General features: G+C 39.9%; 18 protein-coding genes. 15 read left to right on the top strand and 3 right to left on the bottom strand.

Annotated elements, in window-relative coordinates:
* Positions 1-12 precede the first annotated feature (12 nt).
* The 7 genes from J4N24_RS20880 (at position 13) to J4N24_RS20850 (ending at position 6,088) form a co-directional block, all read left to right on the top strand.
* A complete protein-coding gene (locus J4N24_RS20880) occupies positions 13-612 on the top strand; it encodes a hypothetical protein (RefSeq protein ID WP_207535672.1) in 600 nt (199 codons plus the stop codon).
* Between the two features lie 96 nt (positions 613-708).
* Positions 709-1,110 carry a cupin domain-containing protein gene (locus J4N24_RS20875; protein WP_207535671.1) on the top strand — a complete coding sequence of 134 codons (402 nt, stop codon included), beginning with the start codon at positions 709-711 and terminating at the stop codon, positions 1,108-1,110.
* 39 nt (positions 1,111-1,149) lie between these two features.
* Positions 1,150-1,956, top strand: a complete 807-nt coding sequence (locus J4N24_RS20870; protein WP_207535670.1) for an AraC family transcriptional regulator — start codon at positions 1,150-1,152, stop codon at positions 1,954-1,956.
* A 16-nt stretch (positions 1,957-1,972) separates the two neighbouring features.
* Complete coding sequence (locus J4N24_RS20865; RefSeq protein WP_207535669.1) at positions 1,973-2,416, top strand: hypothetical protein; 444 nt, start codon at positions 1,973-1,975, stop codon at positions 2,414-2,416.
* A gap of 53 nt (positions 2,417-2,469) precedes the next feature.
* Entirely contained in the window at positions 2,470-2,892 is a 423-nt protein-coding gene (locus J4N24_RS20860) for a DUF1810 domain-containing protein (protein ID WP_207535668.1), read from the top strand.
* A gap of 126 nt (positions 2,893-3,018) precedes the next feature.
* Positions 3,019-4,503, top strand: coding sequence for a M48 family metallopeptidase (locus tag J4N24_RS20855; RefSeq protein WP_207535667.1), 1,485 nt, complete (start codon positions 3,019-3,021; stop codon positions 4,501-4,503).
* A 16-nt stretch (positions 4,504-4,519) separates the two neighbouring features.
* Positions 4,520-6,088, top strand: coding sequence for a DUF6770 family protein (locus J4N24_RS20850; RefSeq protein WP_207535666.1), 1,569 nt, complete (start codon positions 4,520-4,522; stop codon positions 6,086-6,088).
* Between the two features lie 39 nt (positions 6,089-6,127).
* Here J4N24_RS20850 and J4N24_RS20845 read toward each other — a convergent pair whose 3' ends face one another.
* Positions 6,128-8,011: a PAS domain-containing sensor histidine kinase gene (locus tag J4N24_RS20845; RefSeq protein WP_207535665.1), complete on the bottom strand. Its 1,884-nt coding sequence runs from the start codon at positions 8,009-8,011 to the stop codon at positions 6,128-6,130.
* Positions 8,012-8,223: 212 nt separating this feature from the next.
* Here J4N24_RS20845 and J4N24_RS20840 point away from each other — a divergent pair, with 212 nt between their 5' ends.
* Genes J4N24_RS20840 through J4N24_RS20830 form a run of 3 tightly spaced genes read left to right on the top strand, consistent with a single transcriptional unit; the run spans position 8,224 to position 10,690 of the window.
* On the top strand, positions 8,224-8,604 hold the full coding sequence (locus tag J4N24_RS20840) for a hypothetical protein (protein ID WP_207535664.1): 381 nt from the start codon (positions 8,224-8,226) through the stop codon (positions 8,602-8,604).
* A 42-nt stretch (positions 8,605-8,646) separates the two neighbouring features.
* Positions 8,647-9,237 carry a penicillin-binding protein activator LpoB gene (locus tag J4N24_RS20835; protein ID WP_207535663.1) on the top strand — a complete coding sequence of 197 codons (591 nt, stop codon included), beginning with the start codon at positions 8,647-8,649 and terminating at the stop codon, positions 9,235-9,237.
* Positions 9,238-9,277: 40 nt separating this feature from the next.
* Entirely contained in the window at positions 9,278-10,690 is a 1,413-nt protein-coding gene (locus J4N24_RS20830) for a COG3014 family protein (RefSeq protein WP_207535662.1), read from the top strand.
* A 55-nt stretch (positions 10,691-10,745) separates the two neighbouring features.
* Here J4N24_RS20830 and J4N24_RS20825 read toward each other — a convergent pair whose 3' ends face one another.
* A complete protein-coding gene (locus J4N24_RS20825) occupies positions 10,746-11,135 on the bottom strand; it encodes a response regulator (protein ID WP_207535661.1) in 390 nt (129 codons plus the stop codon).
* A 129-nt stretch (positions 11,136-11,264) separates the two neighbouring features.
* Between J4N24_RS20825 and J4N24_RS20820 the strand changes: the two genes are divergently transcribed.
* From J4N24_RS20820 to J4N24_RS20805, 4 genes are all read left to right on the top strand, one after another.
* Complete coding sequence (locus tag J4N24_RS20820; RefSeq protein ID WP_207535660.1) at positions 11,265-11,891, top strand: Crp/Fnr family transcriptional regulator; 627 nt, start codon at positions 11,265-11,267, stop codon at positions 11,889-11,891.
* Between the two features lie 60 nt (positions 11,892-11,951).
* Positions 11,952-12,755 carry a sterol desaturase family protein gene (locus J4N24_RS20815; protein WP_207535659.1) on the top strand — a complete coding sequence of 268 codons (804 nt, stop codon included), beginning with the start codon at positions 11,952-11,954 and terminating at the stop codon, positions 12,753-12,755.
* A gap of 101 nt (positions 12,756-12,856) precedes the next feature.
* The gene (locus J4N24_RS20810; protein ID WP_207535658.1) at positions 12,857-13,237 is read left to right on the top strand and encodes a DoxX family protein; all 381 of its coding nucleotides are present in this window, start codon (positions 12,857-12,859) and stop codon (positions 13,235-13,237) included.
* Positions 13,238-13,272: 35 nt separating this feature from the next.
* Positions 13,273-14,181 carry an EamA family transporter gene (locus J4N24_RS20805; RefSeq protein ID WP_207535657.1) on the top strand — a complete coding sequence of 303 codons (909 nt, stop codon included), beginning with the start codon at positions 13,273-13,275 and terminating at the stop codon, positions 14,179-14,181.
* A 62-nt stretch (positions 14,182-14,243) separates the two neighbouring features.
* Here the strand turns inward: J4N24_RS20805 and J4N24_RS20800 are convergent, their stop codons facing one another.
* The gene (locus tag J4N24_RS20800; RefSeq protein WP_207535656.1) at positions 14,244-14,705 is read right to left on the bottom strand and encodes a hypothetical protein; all 462 of its coding nucleotides are present in this window, start codon (positions 14,703-14,705) and stop codon (positions 14,244-14,246) included.
* 367 nt (positions 14,706-15,072) lie between these two features.
* On the opposite strand from J4N24_RS20800, the gene J4N24_RS20795 reads away from it, so the two are divergent.
* On the top strand, positions 15,073-16,488 hold the full coding sequence (locus J4N24_RS20795) for an MFS transporter (RefSeq protein WP_207535655.1): 1,416 nt from the start codon (positions 15,073-15,075) through the stop codon (positions 16,486-16,488).
* Positions 16,489-16,564 lie beyond the last annotated feature (76 nt).

The raw sequence follows: 16,564 nt of genomic DNA, 5'->3' as shown, positions 1-16,564 counted from the left end.
TATTCTTCAATTATGAAAAAAGCTTTAATACTAGTGGTGCTGCTAATACTGATTTTTAGTAGATCCCAAAGTCAACCTGTTACTCTATCTGATGATGATCTGCCAAATATATCTTACCGGCCTTTAGTAAATAAGAAACTTGAATCTCAGGTTAGGGCTTTTATTAAATCAGAACTGCAAGCAGATTCTTTATTCAAAAGAAGCGGGTACATCGTTTTAATTGTTGATTTTGATATCCCTGAAGACGTCCGATACTTGAGGGATAGCATTCTCTTCCTATGTTATATGAATAAAGACTTCCATAGCTTTGACAATCTGGATCTGGATGGCGTTTTTCCTAACAGCTATTGCTTTATCGAAAATAAACCTGTTTTATTATTTGTAAGGGAGTCTATGCTATTTGAGAAAAGGTTTAGCACTAGCAGTAAAAAACGCTTTCAGGCCGCTATTGAACCTTATTTGGCACCACGTATAGATTTAAGTAATTCAAAACTAAATGCTAAAGGTAATATCTTTAGGCCAAACGAAGTTTTTCAAATGCATGGCGGTTTTGAAATGTTCTTCTTTAGAAACGCATCTCGGGAGCCTATTATTCGGGGATCACACTATTAAAATAATTTATAGGCTTTGGTTCGACAACCGATTCAATGCGCAATATTTTCCAAGATTGGAAAAAGCACCAGGAGTATATTTGGAAAAATTCAGGAAATGAAAAAGCTATTTTATCTGCTTATACTCTTATTATTTAAACTCTCTTCACAAGCCCAGACAACGGTTCAACGTAAAGACTTATTGACGGTTATGTTTCAGGCCCGAAAGGTCAATAAAGTGGATGCAAAAGAAATAGTAATGCAGCCAGGGCAGCAAGCGCCACTTCATAAACATCCATGTCCGGTAATAGGGTATATAGCCGAGGGGAATTTAATATACCAGGTAAAAGGGGAGGCAGAACAGCATTTGAAAAAAGGTGATGCCTTTTACGAACCAGCAGGGGCGGTTGTAATGCGCTTTGACAATGCATCTAAAGAACAAGCATTGAAGTTTATTGCCTTTTATTTAAATAAAGGAGAAAAGGTACTAACAGAACTTTTAACAGAAGAAGAAAAATAAGATAGAAGGGTGTTAAATTAGCCGAATCTATTTTGGGAGATGTTTGAAACCTGGAAACTTAAAGCATTTGATAGTTTGGAGCTCGTGAGATCAGATGGTATCCAAATGGATGCCCCAAAGCATTTTCATGAGGGCTATGCCATAGGTGTTGCCACAAAAGGTCTTCAGACGATGCAAGTGGAAAGGAGCAACTACCTTATCCCACCAGCCTCTTTAATGTTTTTAAATCCGCGGGAAATACATGCGCACAAGCAAATTCCCCACTCTCCATGGTCTCACCGGATGGTCTACATCAGTCCGGAGTATATCTCCTGGTTGCAAAAAGAAGGAATGATCGTAAGAAAAGGTGAGTTGACTTTTGATGTTCCTATTACCGACAATTCTGAGACTTATCATAAATTTCTTAACCTTCACCAATTGCTTACTTCCGGGAATCCGGACCCTCAAACTGCTTTAATCTTTAACGAAACTCTTTCTAGTATCTTCAACACTTTCAGCACTGTTAAAGGGAAGGGGGAACGCCCATCATTAGTTGACCAGGTTGAGTTTATACAGAATTATCTTGACGAGCACTATCAGGACAAACTAAAATTGGATGAACTTTCAGATCGCTTTAGGTTAAACAAATTTCAGCTGATCCGGGTTTTCAAGCGGCATAAAGGAGTAACTCCGAATGAATATTTAAACATTGTAAGAATTGAAGCAGCTAAGAAGTATTTAGCAGAAGGGCATTCTTTGGTAGCTTCAGCTTACATGGCAGGCTTTTATGACCAGAGCCACTTTTCAAACTACTTTCTGAAATACACTTGTTTCACCCCAGGCCAGTTCCAGCGTAGCTGTGTTTGATAACATGCAAGACAATATGAGCGCAGAGCTTATCATATATAAAAGCAGGATGAAATACGGCCTGACGCTTCTTATCCTATTTATACTTATAGGAATAGTATTTCTAGCCCCTTCAGATGTACCAAATTCCTGGATAGAGAGAGAATTTATTTTAACGTTGTTTTGTGTATTTCTAGTTCCAACTGCCTATAACTTTCTAGACCGCAGGCCGATGTATATACTTGATGATAAAGGCCTATTTATTCGGAAGAATAATCAGAATCTTCTCTGGGATCAGCTTTCAGCCTTCAAGGTAGTTAAAAGAAAGTTTAAGGGGGCCGAATATATTCAGATAGAAATCTTCGATAGAAGTGAGCAGGTTGTTGCCTTGTTAGATTTGGCATACGCAGACCTGGAATTATTAGAAGTGGAATGCTTTTTAAGGAAAAAGATCAATAAAAAAAGAGGGACGCGGCAGTAATAAGACGCCCTTACCATTGCAAACAACTTTTAGACATCACTAGTTAAAGCAGCATGGAAAGAAATGATCTGAATCGGTTTTTAGAAGCACAAGAGGAAGATTACGACATAGCCTTGAGGGAGATTAAGGAAGGTCGTAAACGTAGTCACTGGATGTGGTATATATTCCCGCAAATGGTCGGACTAGGGTACTCGTCAATGGCTAAACGATACGGCATAAAGGACTTAAAAGAGGCGGAAGCTTACCTTCAGCATCCTGTGTTAGGAGTGAGGCTTATTGAGATCAGCCGGGAATTACTGAAGCTTCAGGAACAAAACCCTACACAGATACTGGGTACACCAGATGATATGAAACTTCATTCTTCAATGACTTTATTTTCTTCTGTACCAGGCGCAGATGAGGTTTTTGAGGAAGTTCTTGCTAAGTTTTTTGCTGGGCGTAAAGACCGTCAGACCTTACAGTTAATCGGTAGGTGATCCTTGATTAAGGTAACTTAATTCAAATTTACTTGTAACCTGTTAAGGTATTATCCGTAAAAGCGACTATCAACTGAGCTGAAAGGTTCTTTGATGCCATTACGTAGCTTTATCATTTAATACCTGATGTCTTTCTCAATTTTATGCCGCGCTTTAGGTGGTTTTCTTATTGCTGTTTTTTACTCCATTCCTTCTCATGCTCAGGTTAGTTCTTATTACCCCTTCTTTTTAAAAGACTCTACTCAGGTTAATGCGCTTGCAAAAACGGTGTCTGGCTCGGTGGATGCTTCTTATAGTATGCCATTAAAAATAAAAGGGGATTACCGGAAGCACTTTAATGCCTTAAAGGAAAATGCAGTAGAGGAGGTAGCTGACCTAGTTAAATATACTGCTTTGCTTGATACTGTTCTGGATCCATTCCTGCAAAAGACTTTTCGTCGCTTACAGGCAACAGAACCTTTGGCTAAAAACAGCCGCCTGATTGTTACCCGAAGTTATATTGATAATGCCTTTGCAACAGGAGATGGGACTGTATTTATTAATGCGGGACTTATAGCTTCGTTGAGAAATGAAGATCAACTGGCTTTTGTAATTGCTCACGAACTGGCCCACGGCATTATGAACCATGTGCAGAAGAACATTAGCAATTACCTGGGAAGTCTGTACGATAAGGATCTGCAAGCGGAATATTCTAAGATCATTAAGAACGGCTATAATACGAATAAGCGGGTGAAAGCTTTACTGATGAAGGTCTCCAGCAATAACCTTTACCATCGAAGAAAAGACGAAAGTGCTGCGGATTCCATGGCTTTCTATATCCTTAAAAGAGCTGGCTATGATCCTGCTGAGGCTTACAATGCTTTGAAAATATTTGACCTTGACCCACTTGCTTCAAGTAGTGTTTTTGAAAAGCAAGCGGAGTTTTTTTCCTGCATTGAAAATTGGAAGAGGACTCCTGAAAATACTTCAGCAAAATCAATTTTTAATGTAAAAGCGGAGGTTGTTGACACTCCGGATAGTTTGAAGACGCACCCGGATTGTAAAGTAAGGATGGCCGCCGTAAGAAATCTCTTACTTGAAACGGGGCGGGATACCACTGCTGAGCTTCTGGTCAGCAATGATCCCGGTTTTAAGAAAGTTAAAATTCTTGCTCAGTATGAGGCTGCTCAAGCCATGTTCGACAATGAATACTTTGACAAGTCCTTGTACACTGCCCTATGCGGCTTAGATCCGGATAATGAAAGCCCTTATTTAAAATCAATAGCTATCCTTAGTCTGCTGCAATTAAAGTCGTACATGCAGGGTCACAAGTATTCGGAAGCAGTTTCCAATAGCAGTGATCACAACCCTAAAGATGTAAATAACTTTGTTGAATTCCTGAATGCCCTGAGCCTATCAGATTTTAAAAAGCTAAAAGAGAGCTTTGACAAACGCTATGGGGAATCAAAGGCGAAAGATGAGTTCTCCTTGATGGCATCCTTTTCCCGTGCTCATATCGATAATAATAGTCAGGCGGCTGGTATCCTGACATCTGAATATAGGAAGTTGTATCCTTCAGGTCGTTTCATAGGCCTTCTGAAATCTTTTAATTATATCAAATCAAAAAAATAAATAAAACCTAATAATCATGTTAAACAAAAACTCGTTGCTGGTGGCTTTGCTTCTGGCAGGTACCTCAGCTTTTTCACAAACTCAAACCCTCGAAGGTTTCGAATCAATTTCGAGAAATGGCATCAATCCTATCATCAATAACAATGAAGTGAAGGGTTATTCTTTGTTCTACAAGGGAGATAAGGCCGACCGGAAAAACTCCAATTATGGATTGAAGATCTATGATGAAAACCTGAAAATGGTTAAAGAGATCAATCTGGTAAAACCAAAGGACGATTATATGTTGGTGAACAACGTTTTCAATGATAACGCCCTTGGATTTCTTTTCTATAATTTTAAAGAGAAGACCTTCGAAATTGAAACGTATGCGAGCGATTTGACTAAGCTTGGCAGTCAGGTAATTACGGATGTTAGTAAAAGAGACAACACGACCATGCGCGAGAGTCTGAAATATGTTCAGGACGGAGCAGGTGGCTTTAGTACCTCTATTAATATCATGTCTATACCTGGAAAAGGCTTTGTGAAAAATGGCGCAAATGGTATGGGAAAAGGCTGGCAACTGGAAATGTTTGACAATAAGGCGCAAAGCAAATGGAAGATTGAGAGTGGAGATTCTAAGGACTATGAATCCATTATCCCAATGGAGGCTAGCAGTAAATATTTACTGGTTTCACTATTTAGACGTTCGGGTGCTTTTTCTACGAAGTATGAGTCTTTCCTGATGCTGATCGATACTGAAAATGGGAAAAAGCTGTTTGAAATACCAGTGGAGAGCCAGGATAACGAAGTATTGTCTATTACCGGAATGAGCATAGACGAGCAGAATAACGAGATTATAACTGTTGGTGATTATTATGCAAAAGGGGGTAGGGCAGGTGCAGGCAAAAGCTTAGGCTTTTATACTAAACGTTTTGGCCTGGATGGTAAGGAGAAGGCCAAGAAATTCTTTTCCTGGGATACTGATATCAGAAAAGCTGCCGGTGCGACCGTTATCGATGGCTCTTACAATAACTATACACACAAGATAGCGCGAATGGATAATGGAAAAACCTATATCCTGGTAGAGCAGTTTAAGAAAAATGTAAGTGCTGTTGGCGTAGCCTCTATGGCTGCCAGTATTGCGCTGGGAGGTGGCAGTTCAACAAACATAATGAAGGGAGTAGTGGGTAATATGCTTCTTTTTGTAGTAAACCCAGATCTATCACTACATGAGGTACTTCAGTTCAATAAAAATAAATCCAATATAACACTACCGTATGGTACGGACCTTTATGGTGTGGGTGTAATTGGTCGCTTTTTGAAAATGTATGGCGACTTTGACTATCAGTTCTTCTCCAGCAGCGCGAATAAGAAAACGTTTAACGCTGTTTATGTTGACTACGATAAGGACAGGGGTGAAAAAGCTAAGAATGTTGTTGGGAATATTATCCTTACCGATAAACAAATGGTGACCGTTGATGAGCTTAACATTCCATTTAAGGATTCGCCTTATTTGTATCCTGCAAAACCTGGATACATTATGATGGTGGATTACCTGAAAAAACAAAAGCAGCTCGGTATGAAGCTGGTAAAAATAAATCAGTAAAAGTTAGATCCCTCCGTTTAATTAACGGAGGGATTTTTTCTAAGAAGACAGCGGCAAGCTGAAATAGAATATACTGCCTTCATTAGGAACTGAGTGGAACCATATTTTTCCTCCCGCCCTGTCAATGATCTCTTTACAGATGTAGAGACCTAGTCCTAAATTCAAACCTGCGCCTGCGTTACTTCTTTCGGCCTGATGGAACCTATTGAAGATAAAAGGTTTCTGATCATTAGGAATCCCAATTCCAAAATCTTCAATGCTGACAACTAATTGATTGTTTTCCCTGCTAAGGGAAATATTGACCTTCTTACCTCCGGGAGAATACCGAACCGCATTGGTAACAAGGTTGATAATTACCTGACTTATCCTGTTTTTATCTGCATTTACCATGAGATGAGGATTTTCCTGAACGATCAACTGATGTGAAGGAGAGACTAATTGAAGATCGCGTACTATTGTGGTTATCAGTTCACTTATGTCAAAAGTTTCTTCCTTAAATTCCAGTTTTCCAGACTCGATGCGGGAGACGTCAAGCAGATCGCGGATAAGGATTTCCAAGCGGTTGATCTGAGCCTCCATGCGCTGCACATAGCTCTTATTGCCACAGTTTTCATTTTTAAGGATCTCGCGATGCAAGAGTTGGGTGTAAGCCTTTAAGGACGTAACGGGGGTTTTTAATTCGTGACTGACAGTGCTTACAAATTCATCTTTTTGTTTCTGCATCTTCATGATCATCTCGATATCGGTAGCGGTCCCGATCCAGGTTTCCTCCTCATCTTCTACAAAGTCAAGAGGTTTTAGTGTATTCAGATGCCATCGGTAGGCACCATCGTACCTTCGCAAGCGACATTTGAACTCGCCTGCCTTATGTTCGGAAAGGAGATTACCTAAGGATTTAGAGGCATCCTTATAATCGTCAGGATGTATGATATCCGACCAGCTTAATCCCTCACTGTCTGAATGATTGGACCCGGTATAATCCATCCATTTCTTATTTAAGAACTGAATTTCACCTTTCTGATTGGTGGTCCAGGTGATCTGTGCAAGACTGTTCAGCATGCTCTTTAATCGCTCTTCACTTTTTTCCACCAGTCGCCGCGACTTTACCCGGTCTGTAACATGGTGAGCATAAAATCTAATGCCGTCAATTTTTCCAGAATCGGCATAACGGGCTTGTATAACAAGATCGAAGTAATGCTGCGTAAAGCTCATGGTATCAGGCTCAGGTAGCGAAACGGGTAGCTCCTTACCTTCAAAGCTCTGGCCCGTTTGATATACACCCCTCATCACCTCCATAAAACCCTGGTCTACTAATTCGGGCAAAGCTTCTGCGAAGGTCTTTCCCAGCAGTTCTCTTTCGGGAAAAAGCTGTTGAAAGCCAGGATTAACGAAGTCGAATATAAAGTCAGGCCCCTGATAAACACAAATAATTGCGGGTGCCTCCATTAGTAGTCGATATAGCGATATTCGCTTCATTTCTGCCACCTCAAAGCTTATCCGTTCTTTTTTGGCAAGGTCGAAGGCACCTGTTATATCTACTACAGTATGATTAATATATTTTACCTCTCCCTTACTATCAAGGATCGGCGTATTAGACGCTTCCCAGTATTTTAGCTCGAAGTTGTTTGTACCCCTGATAGGAATGTCATAACGCTGGGTGGGCAGGTGGCTTTTTCTTTTACTGCAAAGGCACTCCTCCAGACTTTTTCTCAGGGCTTCAACGGGATCGTTTTCTGTATCGTTGGGGTTTTTAGGGAATGCTTTAAATAATGGTGTCCCAATTAGATCTGATTCAGAAGTGCCCGTTGCCTTATAATATTCCTGGTTTGCGAATAAAATAGTATACACAGGAGAATTTGCTTCTAATATCAAACAAGGCGGCGCTGCTTCTAAGAACTGGTAGGTCTCACTTGAAAAGATCATGAATTGTAAATAGCAATAATGCTACCATAAACAGGATTTGAGATTATTCGGTTTTTTGAGGAGAGAGAATGGGGGACAAGCAAATGGGTCATTCTTTTAGATTTCTGGCAGGATGCATAGGGAGAAATAAAGTGATTTAAATAAAATAACACAGTGCTGTAACAAATTAACTCAACTAATCGTCTTATATTTACTTAATAAATCATATCAGAATGAAAGCGGCAGTTTATACCTTAATAGTATTCGTTGCTCTGGCCCTGAACAGCCGGGCACAAACTACGTCAAATTTAGTTGCTGACCAGAATCCACGATATAAAGAAAGTCTTCAAAAGTACACTCCTATAGCTGATTCGTTAACCAAAACCCTTGGTACAACCACTCAGCAGACTTACAAAGCTTACGATTTTTATGAAGCTCGTTTGGCTCGTCGTTCACAGCGTCGTGAATGGAGGCATCAGGAGAATATGAACCGGCCTTTATTGTACAATAACTACTGGTCTGATTCTTTTTATTCGCCTTATTGGAGAAATTCAGGTTCTTATTACCGTAACTTCCCAGGTCGCGCTCGGCCTTTCCGTTATTACAACTGGTAATACTTTCATCCGTTTATACACACATTCAATTTATACATGTATATGAAGCTCAATAAATTTAGCTTTTGTGCCATCGCTATGGCTTTCTTCTTTATGGTTTCCTGCGGACGTAAAGTGACCCGGATAGATAATAATACTACGGTGGACATCAGTGGAAACTGGAATAATACCGATTCCCGGCTGGTAGCTGAAGAAATGACTGGCAGTATTCTAACTGCCGACTGGCTAACTAATCATTTGCAGGAGAAAAGTGGAAAGAAACCAGTAGTGATCGTTGGGCTCTTTCAAAACAAATCGCATGAACATATTGATGCTGAAACATTTACCAAAGATGTTGAACGAAGCTTCATTTTTACTCAAAAAGTAGGCTTGGTACAGGGCGGTAAAAAGCGTGAGGAACTAAGGGGCGAGAAGGCTGATCAGCAGACAAATTCATCGGCCTCTACCATGAAAAAATTCGGCTTGGAAAAAGGTGCTGATTATATCCTTCAGGGTTCCATAAATTCGATCGTTGACGCTCACAAAAAACAAAAGGTGGTTGCTTACCAGGTGAATATGGAGTTGACTAATATTGAAACCAATGAGGTAGTTTGGATAGGAGATAAGAAGATCACCAAATACGTAAAAAATTAAATTCAACATTCTTAAGGAGCTTCCCGCTCCTTTTTTTATCATGCTTTTTAGAAGAAGAAAAGGTTTATCCATTTTAGCGCTGATGGTGCTGTTGCTTTGCTCCTGTGCTACCTATAATAGTCGAATCCAAACATATTATTCCAGCATAACCCAAGGCAATTATTCGAAAGCAGATAAGGAACTGGAGGCGAATAAGTTATTAAAGGCCGGCAGGAACAGTCTTTTATATTTGTTGGAGAAGGGGCGTGTGGCACATTTACAAGGTGCCTACGATACCAGCAACTATTTTTTCAATGAGGCTGACCGATTAATTGAAGAGCAGGGGCGAAAACCTGCTGATGTAGTTGTTGGATTGCTGATGAACCCGATGATGCAGCAATACAAAGCCGAGGCTTTTGAGGGCATTATGATCCATTATTATAAAGCTCTGAATTACTTATACCTTAACCAGCCTGATGAGGCCATAGTTGAAGCACGCAGGATTACTTTGCAAAATCAGCAGATTGGTGATAATGCTGGAAATAAGGACAAGCGCTATTCAAAGGACGCTTTCTCGTTAATGTTGCAGGGACTGATTTACGAGAGATCGGGGGATGTAAATAATGCATTTATTGCCTACCGCAATTCTGCGGAACTTTATTTAAATGATACCAGTAGTCAGAAATATTACGGCGTCGAACTACCGCTTCAACTGAAAAAGGATGTATTGCGGACAGCCTACCAAAATGGTTTTACCGATGAAGTGATGCGTTTTGAGCGTCTGTTTAAGATGAAGTACCAGCCAGCAAAGCCTGCAGATGGAGGCGAGTTGGTGGTGTTTTTTGAAAATGGAATGGCTCCGGTAAAAGAGCAGCAGGACTTTTTCTTTTCGCTTACCAAAGGTCTCTCAGGATTTTATTTTGTGGATGCCGGGGGGAATGAAATTCCTTTTGATGGGTCGATGTCTTTTAGTGACGATAGTAACGTAGGTAATTTGAATACCTTGCACGTTGCTTTTCCTAAATTTGTTGCCCGTCCGCTGGTTTGTCATTCTGTAAGGGTTTCTGGTGTTTTGGACACCATGAATGCGGAGAAAGTTGAAGACATTACAGGGCTAGCTCAAGCTATACAGAAACAACGGTTTGCGAAAGAAATGTCGGCCACGCTTAGTCGTCTGGCTGTTAAGAAAGCGGCCCAATATCTTGTGAAAGGTAAAGAAGGGGCAAAGAATAAGGAGCTTAGGGAAGGGTTATCTTCTTTGATTGATATTTATGCTGCAGCTTCTGAAAAGGCCGACACCCGTAACTGGCAAACCCTTCCTTCTGAAATTTATTATGTTCGTATTCCTTTAAAGAAAGGGGAAAATAAAGTTGATATCAGCTTAAATGGCGTTCAGGGGCTAGCAGAAAGTAAAACCTTTACTGTTGAAGGTTCTGGCGGCTTAGTCTTCCTGAATTATGCTTTTTTGAAATAGGTGTATTACCTGCTCTATTGGAACTATAATTTCGAAGCGCCTAGCCAATACAACCTTATAGAGCTCTTCCTAAAGGGATAACTTTGGCAAGCAGAAAGCGATCTACAGTATTAACTAAAGTCACCAGATCAAAAGGCTTGGATATTACTGCATCAGCAGCGTATTCCTCAATAGCTTTATGGATACAGTCTAAACCTGAAACAATAACAATAGGAATATCTGCGGTAATAGAACTTTGTTTAAGCACTTTGCACATTTCAAGTCCGTTAAAAGAACCGATCTTGATATCAAGTAATAATAGATCTGGTGAGAAACTAACGATAGCACCAGCGAGGTTATCGGGTGATAGGAGTGTTTTTACTTCATACCCTTCTGCACCTAATGTTATAGAATAGATCTCCAAAATATCCGGGTCATCATCTAACGCAAGGATTTTCTTACTCATCTGCAATAAAAACTTAGAGCACAAAGATAACAATTGACAGGGACAATGAAATGGTGATGATGTAGCGTTTTATGAGTATGATCTTGAGAGGAATGATAAAAACCTGTTGTGATAACTCCAAATGCGCTTTTGAAACATATTTTAACCGCGAATGTTGCGGAACGTATGATTGATGAAGAAAAGATAAAGTTTTATCTCTCGGCATTTGAGAAGCTTCAGCTCAGCGACCTGGAATCATTATTTAATCTTGCTACTGTTCGGGAGGTATCTCCGGGAGAAATCTATATTAAGGAAGGAAGCTTACATAAAAAGTTATGTTACCTGAAGAGGGGCCTTATCAGGGTATTTACATTTAAAGAGAATGGGGAGGAAGTTACTCTTCAGGTTTACTGGGAGGATCAGTTTTTTGCATCAAGACATAGTATTTTTTTTAATCAGACATCTCCTTACAATTATGAAGCTCTGGAGAATTCAACTTTACTAGAGGTTGATTTCGATGTACTGATGGAGTTTTTAGACGCTAACCCACAATTTGCTGAAGGGCGGAACTTCTTCCTTATTTCAATGCTGGCACAAGCAATGGATAGGGTGGATGATTTTATCTTGCTAACGCCTGAGGAGCGGTATGTGAAACTGATCAAAGAAAAGCCAGACCTGAACAACAGAGTTCTTGATAAGTATATTGCAACTATATTGGGGATCACTCCTCAGTCCCTGAGTCGCATTAGAAAAAGAATAGCCGAACGACGAAATTAACAAAAGTTAAGTGATTGAATTTATCCTGCTATCTATTTTTGTGAAAGCAAAGATATTGTGATGAAGGATTTAATTTTAGAAACAGCCAAAGCTTTTGGTTTTACACTGGTTAGGTATTTTTTTATTGCAGGGATCTCATTTTTCTTATTCTACCGCTTATTAAGTTTGAAGTTTGTCGCCAATAAGATCCAGTCTCGTAAGGCAAAGGCGGAGGATTTTATTTTGGAGGTAAAAAATTCCCTTGTTTCAGCTTTTATATTTTCTTTGATCGGGGTGGCGGTGATGTTTTCACCTATTACAAAAGCTACGCTGATCTATCATGACCTGGATGCTTACCCACTTTGGTGGTTACCCATAAGCGTTATATTAAGCCTGATCATTCACGACACCTATTTCTACTGGATGCACAGGCTGCTGCATCACAAAAAGATATTTCGTATTGCTCATGTTGTTCACCATAGATCAACTAATCCTTCTCCCTGGGCCTCTTATTCTTTTCATATTCTTGAGTCGCTTACAGAGGGCGGTGTACTAATTGTTCTGGCATTTGTTCTGCCAATGCATCCTCTTGCGATTTTCTTATTTATCCTACTCGGATTTATAATTAATGTATATGGACTTCTGGGATATGAAATTATGCCGAGGTCTTTCAGGTATTCTTTCTTTTTCGAAGTGTTCAATTCCTCTGTTCATCATAATCTCCACCATAGCAAGTTTAAAGGCAATTACGGTCTTTATTTCCGTACCTGGGACAGGATATGCGGGACGGAACACCCTGACTATGTGAAGGAGTATGATAAGGTTCAACAAAGGCGTTTTGGGCAGGTATCAGGGGATGGCGCGGAGGAGGTGCTGTTGTCTTAATTGCCCCCTCTTTTGCCGCTTCTACACCCTAATGTAGTATGGATAAGTAGGTATAATTGTGATTATATTTTATCTTTATTTAACTACTACTTTTTGGTGTTATGAAAAAAAATATCTTAAACGTATTGTCGGCCTTATTGGGTTTAATGCTTATTAATGCTGGTTTGAACAAGTTCTTTAACTACATGCCTGTTCCTAAAGATCTTCCTGAGGCAATGGTAAAGGATTTTGCGGCCATCATGGAAATATCATGGCTGTTACCCTTAGTTGGTTTTGCAGAAGTTCTGGGAGGATTACTTATCCTATTGCCAAGGACAAGAGCATTAGGTGCATTGGTGTTGTTTCCAGTGATGGTAGGGATCTTGTTAACGAATTTGTTGGTAGAAAGAAGCGGTCTACCTATTGCAATTGCTATATGGGTAATTTTTATATGGATCATCTTTGATAACAAGAGGAAATATTTGCCTTTACTTTCAAAGTAGAGAAGGACCATCTTTTATGCCTATTTTCGCCGAATATGGGTAGTTCCGCTAATTTAAGCTTTAAGCACCTGCTGCTGGTCCTTTTGATTGTTTTGCTTTGGGGTACTAATTTTATTGCTGTTTTTGTGGCATTAAAAAGTTTCCCTCCATTTCTGCTTGGTGCTGTACGCTTTGCGCTTTCTGCCTTGCCCTGGGTGTTCTTTCTTCCTAAACCTAATGCTCCTTTTAAATTTGTATTAGGCTTTGGAATATTCAATTTTGCGATGCAATTCGGGTTTTTATTTACTGGAATTCATCTTGGCTTGTCTCCGGGACTTGCATCGCTTCTTCTACAAATTTCAGTCTTTTTTTCCATGGCCCTGGCGTTTCTCTTCTTTGGGGAGAAACCGAGTGTTTTAAAGATCATTGGTTCATTGATCTCTTTTATTGGTATTGGCGTTGTTGCTGCACATATTGAGGGGGGCGCCACATTTATGGGTTTGTTGCTAACCTTACTAGCTGCCTTCTCCTGGGCTGCAGGGAATATGTTTACAAAAAAGGTAAATGCTGAATCGCCACTCGCCCTGGTGGTTTGGGGGAACTTAATTGCTTTTCCCTTTATGCTAATTTTATCATTGGTGATGGAAGGACCAACTCTTGTTACCCATTCTTTAGAAAATACTTCCTGGTCAACTGCCGCTGCTGTTTTCTATATTGTTTATATATCCACTCATATCGGCTATGGCGCCTGGGGCTTTCTATTGAAGAATTATTCTGCCTCCGCGGTGGTTCCTTTTACTCTTTTGATCCCTGTTGTTGGTTTCTTTAGTTCTGCCGTGTTTTTAGGGGAGGACCTACCTTCGTGGAAGCTTACGGCTTCATTGTTTATCATGGGAGGTCTTGTTTTTAGCTTACTTGAGAAGCAAATTCGGCGCTTTTTAAAGCGCGAAAATAAAAATGGCTGAACAGAGGTTTGTCTGTTCAGCCATTTTTGACTTTTAAATTTTCTTAATTAGTATCTCTTTCTTTACTTAAGCGTATATTTTATCCCTATACCAAATCTGCCAGCTTCGAATTCGCTGCCACCATCGTATAGGAATAATCCTGGTCTCCAATCGAAGTTAAATGCAATAGGAGCATCTTTAATCTTGTACTCTAAACCAGCCATAGGACGTAATATGAAAGTAGAACCTCCTTTATACAAGTTTACTCCGGGACCACCACCAAGATAAAATTTTAATCCCTGAGCGTCTTTTAGCGGCCAATGGTGCTGATAAAAGCCCTGAATTAATGTTGAGTTTCCACCAAAAATAATTTCGGCATTTACAGCGTCAGTTGGGTTGAAGAAGTGCTTAATGGAGGGACCTACCAATGTGGCTCCTGTACCAAAGTCGATTGATAAACCTACCGCAGTCTTGTAATCCTGAGCTTTTACACCTGTTACAGATAATAAAGCTGTCAGGGAGAAGAGAAGTAGTAACTTTTTCATGGTTTTTTTAATTCTGTTGTTGATAGATAAGTTTGAGGTTAAACATCAAAATTAAATTACTGTTTGCTTAAATTGCAAATTTCTTAGCCGTTCTGTTAATTAAACCGCAAAGAAGAGAGAAGATATTGCGTTTTTGAAAATTAAGTAGCTGTTTCAAAATTGTTTAAGGCTGGAAGAGAATAAAATTTCGGTGCTGTTTATAAAGGCGGGCTGGAGTATAAATAAGGTGCGGGGATTTAAACCAGAACATTCGTGATAGTGCAGTGTTGGAATTAAAGGCATGCGATACTTTTATTCTGGTTTGTTTAGCAAATGAATGAGAGGTGAAAGGCTCTTTCGATTGGAATGCCCTAAAATTATGCACTCTATGTCTGAAGCGACTAATAAGGGATCAGCGGAAATTACTGTTTCGACAAAAAAACTGCTTCCTATAATTCTGGCTACTGCAATTTTTATGCAGATGCTTGATTCTACCATCCTGAATACTTCCTTGCCGGCTATTGCGAGGGATTTAAATGAATCGCCTCTTAATATGCAAAATGCAATTATCAGTTATGTGCTTACTTTAGCTGTCTTTATGCCGGTGAGTGGATTTCTGGCTGATAAATTTGGTACTAGAAAGGTTTTTATTTTCTCATTGATCCTTTTCAGCCTTGGCTCGTTATTTTGTTCGATGGCGGAAAACCTGGCTCAGTTGGTAGTGGCACGAATGATACAAGGAGTTGGAGGTAGTTTGATGACGCCGGTGGGTAAGTTAGCTCTCATCCGGACTTTCCCCAAAAATGAATTGCTGAAGGCCATGAACTTTGCCATTATTCCCGCTTTGATCGGACCTGTGTTGGGACCCCTGGTAGGCGGGTATATGGTGGATTATCTGTCCTGGCACTGGATATTTCTCATCAACCTTCCAATTGGCCTGCTTGGAATTATTTTAAGCATAAAATATATGCCTGACTACCGGTCGGCAATCATTGACTTCGACCTTAAAGGTTTCCTTATTTTTGCTGCAAGCTCCTTGTTGCTTTCTATTGCTTTAGAACTATTTGGAAATACAGTGCATGTGACACCCGTACTTGTGGTATTTTCGGCTGGTTTTTTAATGCTTTACTTTTATTACCGCCATGCTTCAACGGATAATAACCCTATTTTTCCGTTAAATCTTTTCCGCGTTCGGACGTTTCGGGTAGGAATTCTGGGTAACCTGGCTACCCGGTTGGGAATCAGTGCCATTCCTCTCTTATTGCCTATGATGATTCAAATTGCTTATGGCAGATCAGCCGTTACTTCTGGTTGGATTGTGGCCCCAATGGCTATAACAGCTATGTTTGGTAAATCGGCAGTAATTAGAATATTGAATAAATTTGGGTATCGGACTACTTTAATGACTAATACGTTCATTATTGGTCTGCTGATCTGTAGTATGTCTATCCCTGCTGCTCACGCTTCTATTTATTGGTATATGCCCATTATCGCTGTTTTAGGATTTTTTAATTCTATTCAATTTACGGCCATGAATACCATTTCAATTGCCGACTTGCGGCAGTATCATACGAGCAGCGGCAATTCGCTTGTGTCAGTGAATCAGCAATTAGCCATTGGTTTTGGGGTGGCCTTTGGGCTAATAGTCCTTAAGATTTTTCAGGGAGATGAAAAGCTCATTCAAAATGAGATCCATAATGCTTTCAGGTATACCTTTCTTGTAGTTGGTCTTTTAACCTTCCTGTCTGGGTTGATCTTCAGGCGTCTTCATTTCAAGGATGGGGATAATATGAAGTCGGATTAAAGATAAAGGGAAAAATATCAGCTTTTAAATCTTTTTGAATTCCTGCCTGAATCTGTAGATTTGCCCAAACTGCCCC

The sequence above is a fragment of the Desertivirga arenae genome (assembly GCF_017355785.1).
Taxonomy (GTDB): domain Bacteria; phylum Bacteroidota; class Bacteroidia; order Sphingobacteriales; family Sphingobacteriaceae; genus Desertivirga; species Desertivirga arenae.
This window is presented reverse-complemented; position numbering and strand designations above follow the sequence as displayed.

Excerpts from the sequence above, each read along its gene's own strand:
- J4N24_RS20815 (WP_207535659.1), top strand. The coding sequence starts at position 11,952 with ATGAAGGATTTAATTTTAGAAACAGCCAAAGCTTTTGGTTTTACACTG.
- J4N24_RS20795 (WP_207535655.1), top strand. The coding sequence starts at position 15,073 with ATGTCTGAAGCGACTAATAAGGGATCAGCGGAAATTACTGTTTCGACA.
- J4N24_RS20800 (WP_207535656.1), bottom strand. The coding sequence starts at position 14,705 with ATGAAAAAGTTACTACTTCTCTTCTCCCTGACAGCTTTATTATCTGTA.
- J4N24_RS20880 (WP_207535672.1), top strand. The coding sequence starts at position 13 with ATGAAAAAAGCTTTAATACTAGTGGTGCTGCTAATACTGATTTTTAGT.
- J4N24_RS20855 (WP_207535667.1), top strand. The coding sequence starts at position 3,019 with ATGTCTTTCTCAATTTTATGCCGCGCTTTAGGTGGTTTTCTTATTGCT.
- J4N24_RS20805 (WP_207535657.1), top strand. The coding sequence starts at position 13,273 with ATGGGTAGTTCCGCTAATTTAAGCTTTAAGCACCTGCTGCTGGTCCTT.
- J4N24_RS20825 (WP_207535661.1), bottom strand. The coding sequence starts at position 11,135 with ATGAGTAAGAAAATCCTTGCGTTAGATGATGACCCGGATATTTTGGAG.
- J4N24_RS20875 (WP_207535671.1), top strand. The coding sequence starts at position 709 with ATGAAAAAGCTATTTTATCTGCTTATACTCTTATTATTTAAACTCTCT.
- J4N24_RS20850 (WP_207535666.1), top strand. The coding sequence starts at position 4,520 with ATGTTAAACAAAAACTCGTTGCTGGTGGCTTTGCTTCTGGCAGGTACC.
- J4N24_RS20830 (WP_207535662.1), top strand. The coding sequence starts at position 9,278 with ATGCTTTTTAGAAGAAGAAAAGGTTTATCCATTTTAGCGCTGATGGTG.
- J4N24_RS20840 (WP_207535664.1), top strand. The coding sequence starts at position 8,224 with ATGAAAGCGGCAGTTTATACCTTAATAGTATTCGTTGCTCTGGCCCTG.
- J4N24_RS20860 (WP_207535668.1), top strand. The coding sequence starts at position 2,470 with ATGGAAAGAAATGATCTGAATCGGTTTTTAGAAGCACAAGAGGAAGAT.
- J4N24_RS20870 (WP_207535670.1), top strand. The coding sequence starts at position 1,150 with ATGTTTGAAACCTGGAAACTTAAAGCATTTGATAGTTTGGAGCTCGTG.
- J4N24_RS20865 (WP_207535669.1), top strand. The coding sequence starts at position 1,973 with ATGAGCGCAGAGCTTATCATATATAAAAGCAGGATGAAATACGGCCTG.
- J4N24_RS20835 (WP_207535663.1), top strand. The coding sequence starts at position 8,647 with ATGAAGCTCAATAAATTTAGCTTTTGTGCCATCGCTATGGCTTTCTTC.
- J4N24_RS20810 (WP_207535658.1), top strand. The coding sequence starts at position 12,857 with ATGAAAAAAAATATCTTAAACGTATTGTCGGCCTTATTGGGTTTAATG.
- J4N24_RS20845 (WP_207535665.1), bottom strand. The coding sequence starts at position 8,011 with ATGATCTTTTCAAGTGAGACCTACCAGTTCTTAGAAGCAGCGCCGCCT.